Here is an 18470-nt window from a genome sequence, read left to right as displayed (position 1 = left end):
TGCCATAGTAAGATGACACCTTATCTTTTATTTCTAAATTATCTCAACCATTATATAAAAATACTGTACATTTGTCAATCTGACTACATTTCAGACAGTATTTTACGATATGATTCTAGCTCATTGTGAAAGCTTGTTACGGTATGAATTGTATTCACACGATTGCGCCAATATGCAGATTCAGGGAGCCCCTTCATATACCAGCCTACATGAGTTCGTATTTCCTTAACGGCCATACTCTCACCCTTATATTGACACAATAGATCAAAATGCTTTAACAACATATCGAGACGTTCAATATCAGTTGGCGCCGGTAACACTTCACCAGTCGCTAAATAATGGTGAATGCGACCAAAGATCCAAGGATTACCCTGTGCACCACGCCCCACCATTACCGCATCACATCCCGTTTCATCGAGCATGCGCTTCGCATCCTCTGGTTCCACGATATCTCCATTGCCAATAACTGGTACAGATACAGCCTCTTTTACAGCCTTAATATAGGACCAGTCCGCATGACCACTGTACATTTGTTCCTTCGTACGACCATGTACAGCAATAGCTGCGACCCCCGTAGATTCGATGCGTTTTGCAAAGTCTACCACATTGATGGATTCACTATCCCAACCGATGCGCATTTTCACCGTTACAGGTACATCGACAGCCTTAACTGCCGCCTCTGCTACGCGTGCCGCTAAATCAGGATTCTTCATAAGTGCAGAGCCATCCCCTGAGGAAACAACTTTTTTAACAGGACAGCCCATATTGATATCTACAATATCTGCACCCGCATCAGCTACAACCTTTGCTCCGATGGCAATCGCCTCTGGATTAGACCCAAAGATTTGCATAGAAACGGGACGTTCCACATCTTCAAGGCGCAACAATTCATGAGTGCGTTCATTTTTATATTTAATGCCCATAGCACTGACCATTTCGGTACATACCAAGGCAGCGCCATGCTCTTTAGCAAGTAAACGATAGGCAATATCGCTAACCCCGGCCATTGGCGCTAATATGGCTTGTCCATCAATTTTGACGGATCCTATTTGCCATTGTTTATTGTTCATATAATTCTATATCCTCTAACAAAAAGGGTACAGCATAAGCTGTACCCGAATGTACACTACTTCGTTACATATACGTAACTATATTATAGTAGCATTATTTATTTCTTTCGTAAATAAGACGTAAGCCTTCTAATGTAAGCATAGGCTCTACATGGTCAATGCAGTCTGTAGCGCTGCTGATAAGCTGTGCCAAACCACCTGTAGCCACAACAGTTACATGATCGCCCATTTCGGCTTTCATACGAGATACAAGACCTTCCACTTGGCCTACATAGCCATAGAACATACCAGACTGCATAGAAGATACGGTGTTGCGACAAATCACTTGACCAGGGTCTCTTACATCAATACGTGGCAATTTAGCAGCCCGTTGGAACAGAGCCTCCGCAGAAATTGTAACGCCTGGAGTAATTACACCGCCCATATAATCGCCATTGCCTTTAACAGCACAATAGGTAGTAGCTGTACCAAAGTCGATAATGATTAAATCACCTTTATATTGTTCATGAGCTGCCACAGCATTTACGATTCGGTCAGCCCCTACTTCACGAGGATTATCGTACTTAATAGCGATGCCAGTCTTAGTACCAGGTCCAACAATGAGAGGATTTACATTAAAATAACGTAAACATACGCGTTCTAATGTAGGCATCAACGGTGGCACAACTGAGGAAATGATGATATCCTTAATATCCTTCACATCAACCTTGCAATCGTGGAAGAATAAATTCATCATCAACATGCCATATTCATCGGTGGTCCGAACGCGGTCCGTGGAAATACGCCAGTGACCTACAAGCTCTGTCTTGTCGTATACACCGAGAACAATATTGGTGTTCCCCACATCAATTACTAATAACATGAATGCCTCCTATTTGCGCGGACGAATTGACACGTCCCCTGCCACAATACGTTTAACTGTCCCATCAGGGATTCTTACTAATAAGTTACCATCTTCATCAATATCTGTAGCTACCCCTTCATAGGTATTTCCTGGTGCTCTCACTTCAATTTCTTCGCCAAGGGTTACCGATAATTGGCGCCATTCATTTAGAGTTTCCTCAAAGCCACTATCAAGTACTTCATAATATTGATGTTCTAAGGATTCCAAAATAATTTTAAAAGCTTCTGTCCGTTCAATATCAATGCCTTCCATTGTTAATGACGTAGCAATTAACTTCAATTCTTCTGGTAGTTCTTCTTGTTTAGTCTTAACATTGACACCTATGCCCATAACAATATAGGAGATTTCCTCCATAGATCCGGACATTTCAGTTAAAATACCAACTAATTTACGACCATTTACAAGAATATCATTTGGCCATTTAATACCCGCATCTGTAAGGCCCATTTTATGAAATGCCTTTGTTAATGCCACGGCTGCCATCAATGTACACTTCGGTGCTTCTACTGGTGCAAAGTCAGGGCGTAAAATGAGACTAAACCATAGACCTTTTCCGAATGGGGAATACCATCCACGAGACAAACGACCGCGGCCAGCAGCTTGTTCCTCTGTAACAACAACAGTACCTTCTTCTGCACCTTGTTGTGCTAAACGACGAGCTTCTAGGTTTGTAGATTCGGTAGTGTCCATATAGACATACCGTTTGCCAAATACATCTGTTTTTAAGATTTGCTTCATTGCTAATGGACTCAACAAATCAGGTTCCTCCAATAATCGATACCCCCTCTTGGTATAAGATTCTATTTTGTAGCCTTTTTGACGTAATGCTTTGATATGTTTCCAAATAGCTGTGCGCGAAACATGACACGCTTCTGACATATCTTGTCCCGATACGAAACTACCTTGGTTTTGTCTCAAGAATTCTAATACTTCATCACGCATAGTTTAGAGCCCCTTTCTTTGTCAACCTAGGTTTACAATTCGATTGTACAAGTGTACCCTATAAAATGCAAGGATTATTTAAAATAATTAATGGTATAATACATGTAGTGTTAAGTTATACCTTATGTAAAAGATAACAATAGTATGGTCTATCATTATCTGGGGAGATATATGCAACAATTTACATTAAAAGAAAAAAATGAAGTTCTAGAGAACCCATTTATCCATATTCACAGAAAACTTGATGTTCTATTAAACATAGGCAAGTTACTTATGGAATGTGGTGCTGATACAAATCGGATCATTGAAGAGATGTTAAAAGCTGCCACATTTATGGGGATACCTCATAATTATTTAAATATTCATATTTCATATACCACTATCATGGTAAATCTATTACACAAAGAACGGTCCATAACGGTGTTCAGAAAAACACCAGTTCATGTTCCCAATATGGCCATGATCAATGCCGTATCTAAACTTACATGGCGCGCCTTCGAACGACATTACTCACTCACAACCTATGAACAGCTCATTTCAAAATTAGATTCTACCATTCCTGTATATCCTGATTGGATAAAGGGTATTGCATGTGCACTAGGCTCTGCAGGGCTCGCCTTTCTATATAGTGGTGATATGATAGCTTTTATAGTAACAATTATATGTTCTCTAATCGGCTATTTCACACGTACTCTATCCGTGCGTTTAGGCTGTAATGAGTATGTAGGTATTGCATTAGGTGGATTTGCCGCTATGGTTTCTGCCTACGGTTTCTATTCACATATTGAACAGGATTCATTAGTTTATGTTCTCGTATGCTGTACCTTATTTATGATTCCAGGGGTACCTCTTATCAATGCTGTCATTGATACAATAAACAACCATATCCTATCGGGTATTACACGAGCCATTAGAACAATTCTTATCGTAGGTAGTATGACCTTAGGTATGGCCATGGCCTTATACTTTAGTCCAATGCCGGCCTTTAGTTTTGTAGACATTAAACCTCATGTACTATCCATTGAACAGATTATAGGTTCTTTTATGGCCGCTGCGTCATTCGCTGTTTTATTTAACGCTCCTGTACGCCTCTTGCTCTCGATCGGTATTGGCGGTGTATTATGTGTATTCATTCGCAATTTACTAGCTGTTGAATTGGGCTTCTCTATTGCTGGGGCCACCTTTGTAGGGGCCGCTGTGATGAGTATTATTTATGTAAAAGTTTCAACTTGGCTTAAAACATCTAGTACGATCATCATCGTGCCGTCTGCTATCGCATTAATGCCAGGGATTCTATATTATCGTTTTCTTTTCGATATTCTTCACATCAATGCACTCAATGAATCCGGCCTTGTTTATATGGTACAAAATGGTGTAACAGGTATTTTAACCATCGTTGGCATCGCTGTCGGTGTGGCCATACCAAATGTATTAGCACAGAAATACTTAAAATCACTTAAGGAACGTCGCATACAAGAATATTTAGCAACCCGTCACATCAACGATGGACAATAAAAAAGAGCTGGTCTCCAAGGAGATCAGCTCTTTTTATTTGGACAGTTTCCATTATTTAATTTCGTTAGAAGGTGTTTCACTAGGAGCTTCCACTGTAGAAGTGTGCTCATTAGCGTCAACAACCTCTGGTACTACAATACCTGCTGCTTCTAACGTAGCTTTAGGTTCCTCTATTTCAGGAGCTTTTGTTGTACCATATTTGTAAAGATTATCTACCGCTTTTGCATCGATTGTTTCTTCCTCTAATAGAGCATTTGCCATATCATGTAAGAATTTTTCGTTATCGCTAAGAAGTTTTGTTACATCTTTATAAGCATCTTCAACGATACGATGAATTTCAGTATCGATTTTTGCAGCAATTTCTTCACTGTAGTTGCGTTCATGGCCAAGGTTTTTACCCAAGAATACTTGTTCTTGTTGTTCACCAAATACGATAGGACCAAGCTCATCGCTCATACCCCAACGCGTTACCATGGCACGCGCTGTATTCGTTACACTTTGAAGGTCACCAGAAGCACCTGTACTGATTTCATCCAAAATCAAAGCCTCTGCCACACGACCGCCAAGGGCTACGCGAATATCCGCTAATAATTGAGATTTTGTTTTGTAGTTTTGTTCCTCTGTAGGAAGCATCATAGTGTAACCACCTGCTGCACCACGAGGAATGATTGTTACCTTATGAACAGGATCTGCATGAGGCAACAAATGTGCCACAATAGCATGACCAGATTCATGGTACGCTGTTAACTTGCGATCCTTATCACTCACAATGTGACTGCGGCGTTCAGGACCCATGCTAACCTTTTCACTAGCTTCTTCAACTTCAGCCATAGTGATTACTTTTTTGTTAAGACGAGCCGCTAATAAAGCCGCTTCATTTAACAAGTTACTTAAGTCGGCACCAGTAAAGCCTGGTGTTTTCTTCGCAATTGTTTTCAAGTCTACATCGTCAGCCAACGGCTTGTTACGAGCGTGAACTTTTAAGATTGCTTCACGACCGCGTAAGTCTGGACGACCTACGATAACTTGACGGTCAAAACGACCTGGACGCAAGAGCGCTGGGTCAAGAATATCTGGGCGGTTTGTAGCTGCGATAGTAATAATACCTTCGTTAGCACCGAAGCCATCCATTTCAACGAGCAATTGGTTCAATGTTTGTTCACGTTCATCGTGACCACCACCAAGACCTGCGCCACGTTGGCGACCAACCGCATCAATTTCGTCGATGAAGATAATACATGGCGCATTCTTTTTCGCTTGTGTGAAAAGATCACGTACACGAGATGCACCAACACCTACGAACATTTCTACGAAGTCAGAACCAGAAATCGTAAAGAATGGTACGCCTGCTTCACCAGCAACAGCTTTAGCAAGCAATGTTTTACCAGTACCTGGAGGTCCCGCTAACAATACACCTTTCGGAATTTTAGCACCGATAGCTGTAAATTTGCCTGGGTCCTTCAAAAATTCTACTACTTCTTCTAATTCTTGTTTTGCTTCTTCCGCACCTGCTACATCTTTGAAGCTAACCTTAACATTACCTTCACCCATCAATTTAGCACGGCTTTTACCAAAGTTCATCACTCGGCCACCGCCACCTTGTGTTTGTTGCATAATGAAGAAGAACAACACTACCAAGATGATAATAGGAATAGCAGAACCTAAAAGGCTCATCCACCAAGCTGGTTGCTCAGGTGGCGCTGCTGTAATTTCAACGCCATTATCTTGTAATGTTTTAATTAATGTTTCATCAGTTGGCGCATAAGAATTGAATTCTGTTCCATTTTTTAGTTTACCTTTAATACCATGATCATTGGTAATCGTTACGGACTCAACCTTTTTCTGTTGTACTTGTTGAATAAATCCTGTGTAGCTTAATTCAGATTTATTCGCACTTTGACCAGAGAAAGCGTCAATGGCGATAACGAAAGCGGCAATGATAAGTAAATAAAGGACGATATTTTTTGTAAATCGACCCAAAAGATTACCCCTTTCAATAATAATTTTTAGTTGTATAAACGAATTGAGTACATCTCATTGAGAGATGCACTCATATATTATATCATATTTTTAATTTTGATACATTTCTTCCTTCAAAATACCGATATATGGTAAATGACGATATTTTTCAGCGTAGTCTAAACCATAACCGATAACAAAGTAATCAGGAATAATAAAGCCTACATAGTCAACATTTACGTCCATCTTACGGCGATCTGGTTTATTCAACAACGCTGCAAGGCGCACGCTTTTAGCCCCACGAGCATGTAAATTTTCTAGTAAGTAATGTAATGTTGTACCAGTGTCTACGATATCTTCAACAACGAGTACATGCTTACCCTCTACAGAGCGATCTAAATCTTTTAAAATTCGTACTACCCCTGTACTTGTTGTGCCGCTACCATAGCTAGAGCAAGAAATAAAGTCAAAACTTACATCTACACTATCATCAATAGCGCGTGCTAAGTCTGTAAAGAAAACGACAGCGCCCTTTAACACCCCTACAAGCACGACTGATTCATTTTTATAGTCTTCGCTAATTGCTTTACCCAACTCTGCTACACGAGCTTGTAATTGTTCCGCTGTATATAAAATCTCTTTTGCATCTTGATGCATCTATATGACCTCCACGATTCATATTAATGTTCGCAATATACTTTTATTGTATCACATTGAGCGGTTACTTTTATACTTTTAATAGTGAAAGTTTTCTCTTCCCCGGTGTTAACAATATCGAGTAATTGATCTTGATGAGCTGATGTCAGCGTTATATCTGAGTCCACAGCACCCACTATGCGCTGCCATAAGCGCCGTTGTATCGCCAATGATTCTTGCCGTAAGGCACGGCGAGATAAGCTCACCCCATCAGCACCTATAGTCACAAGTTTTTCAAAAGCTTGCTCCGTTAAATCAGACATAACTAATACATCTTCATGTACGGAATTTCCCAATCTAGCAATAGCATCTACTACATTAGGGTTAATAGCTTCTAACTCAGGTATAATGCGATGCCGAATCCTATTTCGTTGGTATCGCACATCTTCATTCGTACAATCAACACAATAGGAAATCCCCTTCACCTCTAAATAAGCCAATAAGGTTTCTTTTGTAACATCTAACAGTGGTCTAATTACAGGAGTAGCATATTCAGAACTTACTACGGTCATCCCTGTCAACCCATTTAATCCAGAACCTCTGATGATATGTGCTAGAATCGACTCCGCTTGATCATCCTTGTGATGAGCCACCGCAACATAATCATAGTTTTCAGACTGTGCAACCTCTGTAAGCCATTGATACCGTACTTGACGCCCCATAGTTTCTTCAGACATTTTTTGTTCCTTGCTCAAGCGAGGCACATCAAATGTAGCAGAATAAAATGGTAGTCCTAAAGCTTCCACTTGATGTTGGAGCCACAAAACCTCTTCCTTGCTTTCAGGACGAATGCAGTGATCTACGATAGCCACACCTATTTCATACGTTGTATGCCGATGTATGGCAATGTCTTTCAATAAGTGCAATAGAGCCATTGAATCAGGCCCACCGGAGCACGCCACTAAGATTCGACTATTTTCTGGAAATAAATTATGCGATTTTAAGGTGTGATTAACGGTTCGAACGAGTGCTTTCACATTCACGGGCCATCGCCTCCATACCATCTTGATCGCTCACAAATACATGAGGAACCTCATAGGCATCCATAAAGGACGTCAAAATTTCTGCACCAGCTACAATGATATCAGCACGGCCTGCAGGTAAACCTTTTACCTGTAATCTCTCGTCGCGACTCATGTAACGTAAGTTTAGAATGATGCCCTCTACTGTTTCGCGACTTAATTTATGACCTTGCACCTTTGTACCATCATAAGTTTCAAGACCTAAATCTATAGCCGCTAGCGTCGTTAACGTACCGCCGATGCCAATAAATTCACCAAATTCGCCTTGAATCATCATTGGGTCCCAAAGGTATCGAGTTTCTTCCCATACCCGTTGAGGTCCTTCGTCAGACATAGATTGTAAACGTACCGCTCCCACTGGATAGGAACGACTCCAATATACGCCGTCTTTATTTCCTAAAGCGAGTTCTGTACTGCCACCACCAATATCGATAGTCGTATAATGACGACCGTCATTCAACTGATCTCCCAAGGCACCATTAAATCCATAAATGGCCTCTTCATCACCTGATAAAATTCGCCATTCCATAGGGCAGTATTCGGTGATTCGCTCCATAAATTCAAGCCCATTTTGAGCCTCACGAACAGCGCTAGTAGCAAAACCAAAGCAATAGTCCGCACCATATTTGTCTGCCAGCTCTTTAATATCCTTAAAAGCCTGATACGATGACTCCATCGATTCAGATCGCAATGTGCCATCTGCATTTCGTTGTCCCAACCGAGTAGTCCATAACTGTTTTGGCTCATAGTGCCATATATTATTTTCATAGGTAGCCAATAATAAGCGCACTGAATTAGATCCAATATCGATAATAGCTAACTTCATAATCGCTCCTTACATAATTAGTATTCCTTTAACACTATTATACTGTTAAAGCCTATACATAAGTAAAGAGATGGCTCAATGCCATCTCTCACTATTAATCTCGACGACCGCCTCGGCCTCCGCGTTTACCTTCTGTATTGCGTTTTAAATCATGCAATCGTTCATTGCTATCGCGCAAGAATGATTTCATTTTGGCTTCAAAAGCCTCTGTACTTTGTTTAGATTGAACACGACGAGGACGTCGTTCTTCACTTGCTGTCTCTTTAGGTTGTGTCTGACGAATAGAAAGGCCAATTTTGTTACCTTCAATAGATAAAACCTTAACCTTTACTGGATCTTCAACCTTTAATACGGTATTAATATCTTCGACATACCCATGAGCTACTTCAGAAATATGAACTAGACCGGTTTGTTTCTCTCCTAAATCAACAAATACGCCGAACTTTGTAATACCGGATACGGTACCATCAATAATGTTACCAACTTCGATTGCCATGCAACCTCCTAATTAATGCGGAAACCTCAAACTACAAACTAATGCGAATATAAATCATTAAAGTTGCCCCTATTTTACATAAGGTACTTCACCAGGTTTTACAAGGCCTAGTTCCTCTCGAGCCACCCCCTCAATGGTCTTTGGATCTTGCAACTTAGCCTTTTCCTGTTCTAATTCTTCATTTCGCTGTTTTAATTCTTGCAATTGTTGCTCAATATGTTGTTTTTCTTGATATACAGCCACCAAGCGATAGGCTTGCCCTAACAATAGCAGCACCATAATCCCTATACCAATTCGCTTGATCCACATGAGGATAATACGTTGATCCTGCGCTTTGCGATTAGGGCGAACCCGTTTGCGCGGCCTTTTTGGACGTTGTACTTCCATAGTGTCTTGACTCATAATGTCCCCCAAAAATATTCATCATCTGTATACTGTCATTTTTTAATTATATCATAGAACCTTATTAGGGACTAAATAAAATTATCTATAGTTTCTGTTAGGTCTATATATTCTCTCTATATAGATATTTATTTTTTATCAATAATAGACTTATATAACAGATACGATTATCTTACAAAGACTCTGCTTTATGAGCGTATTCACGAATAACTGCGCAAGACTTTTTAAATAAAGCTAATTCCTCTTCGGTAAGCTTTAATTCAAATACATCTTCAATGCCATCTTTACCAATAACCGCTGGTGTAGATGCAAAGATACCTTCTTCACCATATTGTCCGTCTAGATAGCAAGAACATGGCAATACTTTCTTTTCATCATGGAATACAGCGCGAATTAATTCTGTAGTGGCACTGGCAATACCAAACTCAGTAGAACCTTTACCGGCCAATACATGATAACCGCCAATTTTAACATCATCTAGTACTTGTGTATGGTCAAGTGTCGGGAATCTATGAGGCAATTCTTGTTGCAATTCTACGAGAGGTTTTCCTTGTACATATACATGAGACCATGGCACCATAGCACTACCGCCATGTTCACCTAAGCAATAGGCTGTAATTGTACGATTACTGATATTAAAAATGCGAGCCAATTCTTTTTGTAACCGTGCAGAATCTAAGGCTGTACCACTGGAAATAATGCGTTTTGGATTCCAATTTAAATGTTTACATAAATAAGTAGCTACAACGTCGGCAGGATTAGAGATAGAAATAATAAACCCATCAAAGCCGGACTTTTTAATTCGAGGGATAACATCCTTTAGAACCTCAACGGTATCACCAAGACTTTCTAAGCGATCTTGGTATAAATTTGGTAAAGGACCTGCACTAAATACGAGAACATCGCAATCACCACATTCTTCAATTGGGCCAGCAGTAGCTGTCACTTTGTGAGGAATATAGCTAACCGCATCATTTATATCCATGGCTTGGGCCTTAGCTTTTTTCTCATCAATATCCATCATATACAATTCATCTACTTCACCTTGTAGAGCAAGAGAAAATGCTACATGAGAACCTACATGTCCAGTGCCAATAATACCTACTTTACGTAACTTCATAAGGGCCTCCTACCTGTAGTACTAAAAGATATCTATCCTCTAATACGCTTCCACTTAAATCAACGGTTCCAAATATATGAACCGATAACTTTAAGCTATATTAATATACCTTAAATCTAAAATACATAAACTATTATATACCTATTTTCTCATAGGTATATAGGAAAATAGATTTATAGCAAAAAAAACTAGTATAGGAAATCCTATACTAGTCCTTACCTTATACAATTAGTCTCGTCCAGTAAAGAAGCTGACTACAGCAATCACGATAACTGCACCAACGATAGACGGAATCAATGCCATGCCCGCAAGACTTGGACCCCATGTACCAAGCAACGCTTGGCCTACGGAAGCACCAACTAAACCAGCAATAACACGAAGAATAATCCCCATACTTTGCGATTTTTTAGTAATGCGACCAGCTACAAAACCAATGAATCCGCCTACAATAATTGACCAAAGCATAATATACCTCCTATAAAGTCATCTCATCAAGATTAAGAGGGAATAAATCCTTGTTCTCCATCACTTGTGGTGACTTTTCTAAATATTGCTTTCGCATTGACCATAAAATCTCTAAATCCTTTGGATCTAACTTGGACAATGCATATATCATCGTGAAATCCGAACCATAATGGCCACGCAAGCTATCAGGTACACCTTTAGGTCCTTCCCCACCGAGGCGATTATTAAAGAACCCCTGTATGCGGCGATTATCTAAATCAATGATAATAAACCCTGACGCATCATATACATATAATGTATGATTGACACGCTTCAAGGCACGCACCGTATTCGTTATAAAATACTGGTCCTTCATATCGATGAGGGATGACTCATAACCGGAATGGTAAAAGTCTCCATAGTAATGAGCCCCTCTATCTGTAGATTCCAATAAATCCTTAAGTATGGATTGTTCTTGACTACTAAAATCAGAGAAAGTTTTTACCGTAGTAATCTCTCGTAAACCACGTTGGTAATTCTCTGTCTTCGGTGGCTCTATATGTTGACCACGGAAGCTAATGGGCATCAACCGAAGTGTATTATCAGATAGATTATAAATACCGTAGCCTTCATAACCTAAAAAATAAACTTTTGAATCCATAGACTTCATCGCTAATATTCGTTTTGAAATAATGGCATCACTAGAATTTACTAGTGTATGCTCTTCTGGATCTATGCGCACTGTTTTGCTGTCATAATTACCACCTACGGCAAGCCAATAGGACAGGCCCATTACAATCAACGCTAGTACACACAACCCAATACGTTTTATATTCATGTATACTCCCTATGAATCCCCAAGCATAAAACGTAATAATATATTGTGCTTACAGGATGTACCTATTCATATAATCCCTATTCATAGGTACAACTGCAACCTTAATGTTTACTATTTTGTAAATGTATACGATCAGCTTAACTGAGTTAGTCTCTCGCCAATGGTCATTCCTTTATATGTAAAAGTTGGTAACAACTCATGTAAAGGTTCTAAGACAAAGGTACGATCCCAAAAGTAAGGATGTGGTACAGTAAGGCTTTCATCACAAATGGAAATCATAGTCCCCTTCTCATCAAAAGCTAAAATAATATCTAAATCCAATGTACGTGGGCCCCAATGAATGTGTCGTTCACGTCCAGCCCCCTGTTCTAAGGACTGTAATAAACTTAACATTTGATGAGGGGCTAAAGAACTTTCACAAAGCCACATACCATTAACAAAGATATCCTGATCCGTATATCCCCAGGGTTCGGTTTCGATTAAGGGCGAACTAATGACCTTTGAAACCGCATCATGATCCTGTAATGATTGAAGAGCCAAATTAATGTGCCCCCGTTTATCACCAATATTTGAACCTACACTGATGTAATAGGTATACATCAAATTTGACCTCGTGTAGTGACAACCTCAACATAATCTAGAATACCTGCAATCGGTACAGATGGTTTGCGCACCGTTACAGATAAGCCAACAATGCCTTGATAATGTTGGTATAAAGAATCGGCAATAAGTGCTCCCAACCGTTCTAACAAATTATGTTTTTCTCCAGTCATAACAGATTCTACAGTGTCATATACCTCTACATAATTGATAGAATCCTCTAACTGGTCACTTTGACCGGCCTTTGTAAGATCTGTAGTAATTTCAACATCTACAAAGAATCGTTGTCCCTGTTCTTGTTCAGATGCCAAATTCCCATGAAATCCGTAAAATGCCATGTTCTTTAAAACGATTTTATCCATTATTCACCTCGTAATAGGCCATCGGCTACGGCCAAGGCACGTTTGTGCATTTTCACATTATGAACACGCACCATATCAACACCTTGGAATACGCCTGTAATACAAGCAGCTACCGTACCTTCATCACGTTCTTCTGGTGGTAAGCCACCCAACATAGAACCGATGAAACGCTTACGGCTAGGAGCAAGTAAAATAGGATATTCATAAGCCGTTAACTCACCTAAACGTTGCATAACTTCAATATTTTGTTCTTCTGTTTTACCAAATAATCCAATGCCTGGATCAAGCCAAATTTGTTGAGGTGTAACACCTTCCTTCAATGCTTTATCGATAGCACAGAAAAAGAATGCTTTCATATCCTCAATAATATCGCCGTAGTTTGTATCATTGCTATTGTGCATAATGATAACAGGAACCTTGAATTTAGCTGCTACCGCTGCCATATCAGGGTCATAGTGTAAGCCCCATATATCGTTCAAAATATGGGCCCCTTTAGAAAAAGCATAGTCTGCAGTTTTAGCATGGTATGTATCGATAGATACAGGAACTGTAGATGCATTAAGTACAGGATCTATCAATTGAGATAAGCGTTCAATTTCTTCTTCTGCTGTCAATGGTGTGCAGCCTGGACGCGTAGATTCTACACCTAAATCAATTATATCAGCACCATCTTCAATCATTTGTGTTACATGCGCTGCTGCTGCCTCTGGGGTGTTGAATTTACCACCATCAGAGAAAGAGTCAGGCGTACCATTGAGTATCCCCATGATAAGGGTACGATCGCACAAAGATAAACTTTTGCCATCATTCCATGTATAATTTCTACGTTTAAACATTTGCCTGTCCTCCACCTAACATTGCTAACGCTTCATCACGTAACGTACCTGTCTCTGCTAGCACGCCACGGCTTTCTAATGTAATCACCTTTGAGTCTTGCTGCATAGTTCCTTTGATAAGCATACATAACTGTGTTGATGTAATGCGCACAAATACACCATGAGCAGATAAATCATTCATAATGGCATCTGCTAATTCCGACGCCAACCGCTCTTGTAGTTGCGGCCTCCGGCTAAGGATATTAACAATCTCTTGAAACTTGCTAAGACCTGCCACACAGCCATCCTTCGGTTGATACACAATATCAACGGTTCCAAAGAATGGCAACAAGTGGTGCTCACACATGGAATAAAATGGAATCCCTGTAACTGCTACAAGCCCCTTGTAATCAGTACTAAAGGTTTCACCCCATGCAGATTTTGTATCTAGGCCTACGCCACTAAATAATTCACTATATAATTCTGTTACACGACTTGGTGTTTTCTCTAGCTCTGGTGCCTCTGTATCAACAGATAAAGCTTCTAAGAATTGCTTTATCCCGTCCTTTGCACGTTGATTCATCGGTCCTCCTAAACGATCTTTGTCGTCCAATCTTCAATATTCCAAATATCCGTAACCCAATCTTTATAAAATTCAGGTTCATGGCTTACCAAAACGATAGTTCCTTTAAACTCACGTAAAGCACGACTCAACTCTTCCTTTGCATAGATATCTAAGTGATTAGTCGGTTCGTCTAATACGAGAACATTGTACTTATTCTGCATTAATTTACACAAACGAACCTTTGCATTTTCACCACCAGATAACACGCGCATTTGAGATGTAATATGCTCGTTAGTAAGGCCACAACGAGCAAGTGCAGCACGCACCTCTGCATTAGTCATTGCTGGATATTCATTCCAAATATAATCTAAGGCAGTTTCAGAATTGGATGGTGTATCTTCTTGAGCAAAATAGCCAACTTGTAAGAAATCACCTTTTACCAACTCACCACTCACCGGTTTTAATAACCCTAAAATTGTTTTCAATAATGTCGTTTTACCTAGACCGTTAACGCCGCGAATGGCAATTTTTTTATTTCTTTCAATTTGAAAGTCTACTGGTCTAGTCAATGGTTCATCATATCCTAATTCCAAACCAAAGGCTTCTACAATAAAACGACTTGGCGTACGGCCTTCTTTAAAACTAAAGGAAGGTTTAATATACTCTTTTGGTTTTTCCAAAATTTCCATTTTCTCTAAGCGCTTAGCTCGAGAATTCGCCATGCCACGCGTTGCAACACGAGCTTTATTACGTTGGATGAAGTCCTCCATTCGCTCAATCTCTTGTTGTTGACGCTCATAAGCCTTAGCCGCTTGTGCCTTTTTCACTTCGTAAGCAGCTTGGAACTGATGATAATCGCCAGTATAACGCGTTAAGACCGCTTGCTCGATATGATAAATAACATTAACTACAGAATTCAAGAACTCCATATCATGGGAAATCAAGATAAAAGCATTTTCGTAGTTTTGTAAATAGTTTTGCAACCATTGAATATGCTCTACATCAAGATAGTTTGTCGGTTCGTCCAATAACAAAATAGTTGGTTTTTCCAGTAATAGTTTTGTAAGCAAAACCTTTGTACGTTGACCACCACTAAGTTCTGTAACATCTCGATCAAGCCCAATATCCATAAGGCCAAGCCCTGCAGCGGTACGTTCGATAACCGCATCAATTTCATAGAAACCACGTTGCTCTAGAATTTCTTGCCATTCCCCAACTTGTTCGAGCAGTTTATTCATTTCATCTTCGGATACATCGCCCATGCGATTATAGGCATCGTTAATCTTTTGTTCCATGACGAATAAATCATCAAAGGCCCGTTGTAATACATCTCGAATGGTCATACCTTTTTCGAGGACTGCATGTTGATCTAAATAGCCAACCATTACTTGATTAGACCATTCAATCTTACCTTCATCAGGAGGAATTTTACCTGTAATGATATTTAGGAATGTAGACTTACCTTCACCATTGGCGCCAATGAGGCCTACATGTTCGCCTTTTAACAGGCGGAATGATGCATCATCTAAGATTTGTCGCGCTCCAAAACCATGGGTTACATTGGAAACGGTTAAAACACTCATATCTATCTCCACCGGAATAAAAGCCGTCTTGTTGAAGACGGCTTATTTCATACTTACTTAAATATTATATCTATTGTACCTTTTTGACCTCTATATGTCAAAAATTGAACATCACTTACACATAGCATAACGCAAGGCTACAACAGCCATAATCTTAGCACCCTTGATTGCTTGGTCTAATCCATAGTCAGAACCAGCTGCACAAGTAAACTCAGGCGTATGCGCTTCTAAGCCTAATCCAATTTGTAATGTTGGCTGTGCAGTTGGCACTTCATAGGATACATTTCCTACATCTGTGCTACCATCTGCCTCATCATCAGGCAATATGCGTGGGCTTTCACCAAACTCAGTCATTACCTCTGTAAAGAGATCTAATAACCGTTTATCTTGACGCATATCCTTAAAAAGTGGCTCATAGTGATGCATTTCAACTTTAGCACCGTAAGAAACTGCAATTTCTTGAGCCGCCGCTTTAATAGCTGGCAAAACAATCCCTTCTAAATCATCTACGGTGCTACCACGAACAGTCATACGAATTGTCGCCTTAGGAGTTACTACGTTCGGCGCCGTACCAGCTTTGGTAAAGATGGCGCCCACAATAGCCCCTTTAGGGAATGTTTTCTTTAACTCTTTGATTCTTTGATATAAATCTACAGCACAATCTAGCGCATTAATACCAGAGTCAGTAAGTGATGCGATATGACAGGATCGACCGTGGAAGGTTACCTCTAAGGGATGGGTCGCTAAGGATGTGCCACCCACTTCATTTTCACCGCCTGGATGAATAATGAGTGCTGCCTCATAGCCTTTAAATAAACCTGCCTCCGCCATATATACCTTACCACCAATGGTTTCCTCTGCAGGACATCCAAAGAATGTCGTTCCCCATGTTTCTGGTGCACTTTGACTAAAAGCAACCGCAGCGCCTAAACTCATCATAGCAATGAGATTATGTCCACAACCATGACCAAGTTCAGGTAAAGCATCATACTCGCCTAAAAAGGCCATTTTATGATGTGCCTCACAATTATAGTCGCCCCGTAATGCAGTTTGTAACTCTGGTAGATCAGTTAAACCCACTTGAGATAAAAAATTATGATTCTCTAAAAATTGATTAATTACATTAACTGCTTTATGCTCTTCTAACCCCAATTCTGGATTATCGTGTAAATATAATGAAAGCTTACGCAACTCATGTGCCATATCATCTATAATGGCACAAGCTTGCGATTCTCGTTCTTGTAATGTCATAACTCCCCTTTATAATATCTAGTCTATACTGTCTATGAAATATTCTATCTATAGTGTTTACTATGTATTCTATTTATTATTTATTCTATCTAAGAAGAATCCGTCTATTTCGAATAGGTATGAACAATTATAGTGTTTGAAATATATCTAAAGTTAATCGTTGCACCTAATGGCAATGTTTGATGCGGCGTTCCATGCCCTGTAGGCACATAGCATACAAAAGGCTCTGGTAATTCAGGATTCCTATTGTCCTCCATGTAGCGCAGTGCTTCATAGCCTAAATCGTAATCACGTTCATCTTCATCACCTTCGCAGTCTGTAAAAGTACCAATCACCAAACCTTTTATACGACTCAACAGCCCACTTAAACGCCACTGTTGTAACATGCGATCAAGCTTGTACGGTGCTTCCCCTACATCTTCAATGAATAGTAAGGTATCCTCCCAAGATTCATCCTCTAAAAAATAAGGCGTTCCGCACAGCATTGATAACATCGTCATATTGCCGCCCCGTAAAATTCCTTCCCCTAGCTCAGTACCAATGGCACCACGTGGCGGTTCAGGTAATGGTTCTATGACTTGTAATTTACCTTCTAAAGCTACAAATAATGCATCTATATCTGCCTTATGTTCTTCTTTAAAGTCGACGCCCATCGGCCCGTGATACGTAATAAATCTACTATATCGATTGATAGCCATATGAAGAGCCGTACAGTCGCTATACCCTATAAAAGCCTTACGATGTTTACGAATTGCTTTATAATCTAATAAATCTAGATAACGCATCGTTCCGTAACCACCGCGCAAGGCAAGTACCGCATCACAAGGTGCGGTGGTCATCATATATTGAAACTCTTGGGCTTGCTCCTCAGGTGTACCACCATAAAGTCCTTTACGATGTGCACTTTCACCAAAAAGCACATGGTAGCCCCTTGCGTTACAAATCTCTTCTATTCTATATAAATCTTCATCGCTTGCACTAGCAGGAGCCATAATCCCTATGGTCATGCCCGGTGCTAAGCGCTTTGGTTCAATCCAGTTCATATATCCTCGTTAAATAC

At 40.0% G+C, this 18470-nt stretch carries 20 protein-coding genes; 1 reads left to right on the top strand and 19 read right to left on the bottom strand.

Features of this window, described 5'->3' with window-relative positions:
* Positions 1-83 precede the first annotated feature (83 nt).
* The 3 genes from dusB to ACDF53_RS06190 all read right to left on the bottom strand — a co-directional run bounded on the left by dusB (position 84) and on the right by ACDF53_RS06190 (position 2916).
* A complete protein-coding gene (gene dusB / locus ACDF53_RS06200; protein ID WP_370815747.1) occupies positions 84-1070 on the bottom strand; it encodes a tRNA dihydrouridine synthase DusB in 987 nt (328 codons plus the stop codon).
* 94 nt (positions 1071-1164) lie between these two features.
* A complete protein-coding gene (locus tag ACDF53_RS06195) occupies positions 1165-1932 on the bottom strand; it encodes a type III pantothenate kinase (RefSeq protein ID WP_370815745.1) in 768 nt (255 codons plus the stop codon).
* Between the two features lie 9 nt (positions 1933-1941).
* The gene (locus tag ACDF53_RS06190) at positions 1942-2916 is read right to left on the bottom strand and encodes a biotin--[acetyl-CoA-carboxylase] ligase (protein ID WP_227721003.1); all 975 of its coding nucleotides are present in this window, start codon (positions 2914-2916) and stop codon (positions 1942-1944) included.
* Positions 2917-3087: 171 nt separating this feature from the next.
* Between ACDF53_RS06190 and ACDF53_RS06185 the strand changes: the two genes are divergently transcribed.
* Entirely contained in the window at positions 3088-4431 is a 1344-nt protein-coding gene (locus ACDF53_RS06185) for a threonine/serine exporter ThrE family protein (RefSeq protein WP_370815744.1), read from the top strand.
* 51 nt (positions 4432-4482) lie between these two features.
* Here the strand turns inward: ACDF53_RS06185 and ftsH are convergent, their stop codons facing one another.
* From ftsH to ACDF53_RS06105, 16 genes are all read right to left on the bottom strand, one after another.
* Entirely contained in the window at positions 4483-6411 is a 1929-nt protein-coding gene (gene ftsH, locus ACDF53_RS06180; RefSeq protein WP_295232824.1) for an ATP-dependent zinc metalloprotease FtsH, read from the bottom strand.
* A 90-nt stretch (positions 6412-6501) separates the two neighbouring features.
* Entirely contained in the window at positions 6502-7047 is a 546-nt protein-coding gene (gene hpt / locus ACDF53_RS06175; protein ID WP_105090283.1) for a hypoxanthine phosphoribosyltransferase, read from the bottom strand.
* A gap of 23 nt (positions 7048-7070) precedes the next feature.
* Entirely contained in the window at positions 7071-8069 is a 999-nt protein-coding gene (gene tilS / locus ACDF53_RS06170; protein WP_370815743.1) for a tRNA lysidine(34) synthetase TilS, read from the bottom strand.
* On the bottom strand, positions 8038-8934 hold the full coding sequence (locus ACDF53_RS06165; protein WP_370815742.1) for a phosphatase: 897 nt from the start codon (positions 8932-8934) through the stop codon (positions 8038-8040). Before ACDF53_RS06165 ends, tilS begins: the two co-directional genes overlap by 32 nt.
* Before the next feature lie 94 nt (positions 8935-9028).
* Positions 9029-9430 (bottom strand): S1 RNA-binding domain-containing protein, encoded by a 402-nt coding sequence (locus ACDF53_RS06160; RefSeq protein ID WP_005387231.1) that lies wholly within the window; start codon positions 9428-9430, stop codon positions 9029-9031.
* A gap of 69 nt (positions 9431-9499) precedes the next feature.
* Positions 9500-9832 (bottom strand): septum formation initiator family protein, encoded by a 333-nt coding sequence (locus ACDF53_RS06155; RefSeq protein ID WP_105090279.1) that lies wholly within the window; start codon positions 9830-9832, stop codon positions 9500-9502.
* Between the two features lie 172 nt (positions 9833-10004).
* Positions 10005-10952, bottom strand: coding sequence for an L-lactate dehydrogenase (locus ACDF53_RS06150; protein ID WP_295781413.1), 948 nt, complete (start codon positions 10950-10952; stop codon positions 10005-10007).
* A 228-nt stretch (positions 10953-11180) separates the two neighbouring features.
* Complete coding sequence (locus ACDF53_RS06145; RefSeq protein ID WP_370815741.1) at positions 11181-11417, bottom strand: GlsB/YeaQ/YmgE family stress response membrane protein; 237 nt, start codon at positions 11415-11417, stop codon at positions 11181-11183.
* A 10-nt stretch (positions 11418-11427) separates the two neighbouring features.
* Positions 11428-12234, bottom strand: coding sequence for a hypothetical protein (locus ACDF53_RS06140; protein WP_295289959.1), 807 nt, complete (start codon positions 12232-12234; stop codon positions 11428-11430).
* A gap of 132 nt (positions 12235-12366) precedes the next feature.
* Positions 12367-12834 (bottom strand): 2-amino-4-hydroxy-6-hydroxymethyldihydropteridine diphosphokinase, encoded by a 468-nt coding sequence (folK, locus tag ACDF53_RS06135; protein WP_370815740.1) that lies wholly within the window; start codon positions 12832-12834, stop codon positions 12367-12369.
* Positions 12834-13196, bottom strand: a complete 363-nt coding sequence (gene folB, locus ACDF53_RS06130; RefSeq protein WP_370815739.1) for a dihydroneopterin aldolase — start codon at positions 13194-13196, stop codon at positions 12834-12836. The genes folK and folB overlap by 1 nt, the downstream gene beginning before the upstream one ends.
* Positions 13196-14032, bottom strand: a complete 837-nt coding sequence (folP, locus tag ACDF53_RS06125) for a dihydropteroate synthase (RefSeq protein ID WP_370815737.1) — start codon at positions 14030-14032, stop codon at positions 13196-13198. The genes folB and folP overlap by 1 nt, the downstream gene beginning before the upstream one ends.
* Entirely contained in the window at positions 14025-14594 is a 570-nt protein-coding gene (gene folE, locus ACDF53_RS06120) for a GTP cyclohydrolase I (protein ID WP_296004377.1), read from the bottom strand. Before folE ends, folP begins: the two co-directional genes overlap by 8 nt.
* An 8-nt stretch (positions 14595-14602) precedes the next feature.
* The gene (locus ACDF53_RS06115) at positions 14603-16159 is read right to left on the bottom strand and encodes an ABC-F family ATP-binding cassette domain-containing protein (protein ID WP_370815736.1); all 1557 of its coding nucleotides are present in this window, start codon (positions 16157-16159) and stop codon (positions 14603-14605) included.
* A 111-nt stretch (positions 16160-16270) separates the two neighbouring features.
* Complete coding sequence (locus tag ACDF53_RS06110; RefSeq protein ID WP_370815735.1) at positions 16271-17410, bottom strand: amidohydrolase; 1140 nt, start codon at positions 17408-17410, stop codon at positions 16271-16273.
* A 104-nt stretch (positions 17411-17514) separates the two neighbouring features.
* Positions 17515-18453 (bottom strand): LD-carboxypeptidase, encoded by a 939-nt coding sequence (locus ACDF53_RS06105; protein ID WP_370815734.1) that lies wholly within the window; start codon positions 18451-18453, stop codon positions 17515-17517.
* Positions 18454-18470: the final 17 nt, after the last annotated feature.

Source organism: Veillonella sp., assembly GCF_041333735.1.
In the GTDB taxonomy this organism is placed as follows: Bacteria; Bacillota; Negativicutes; order Veillonellales; family Veillonellaceae; genus Veillonella.
Note: the sequence above shows the minus strand (reverse complement) of the source record. Positions and strands in the feature narration are given on the sequence as shown.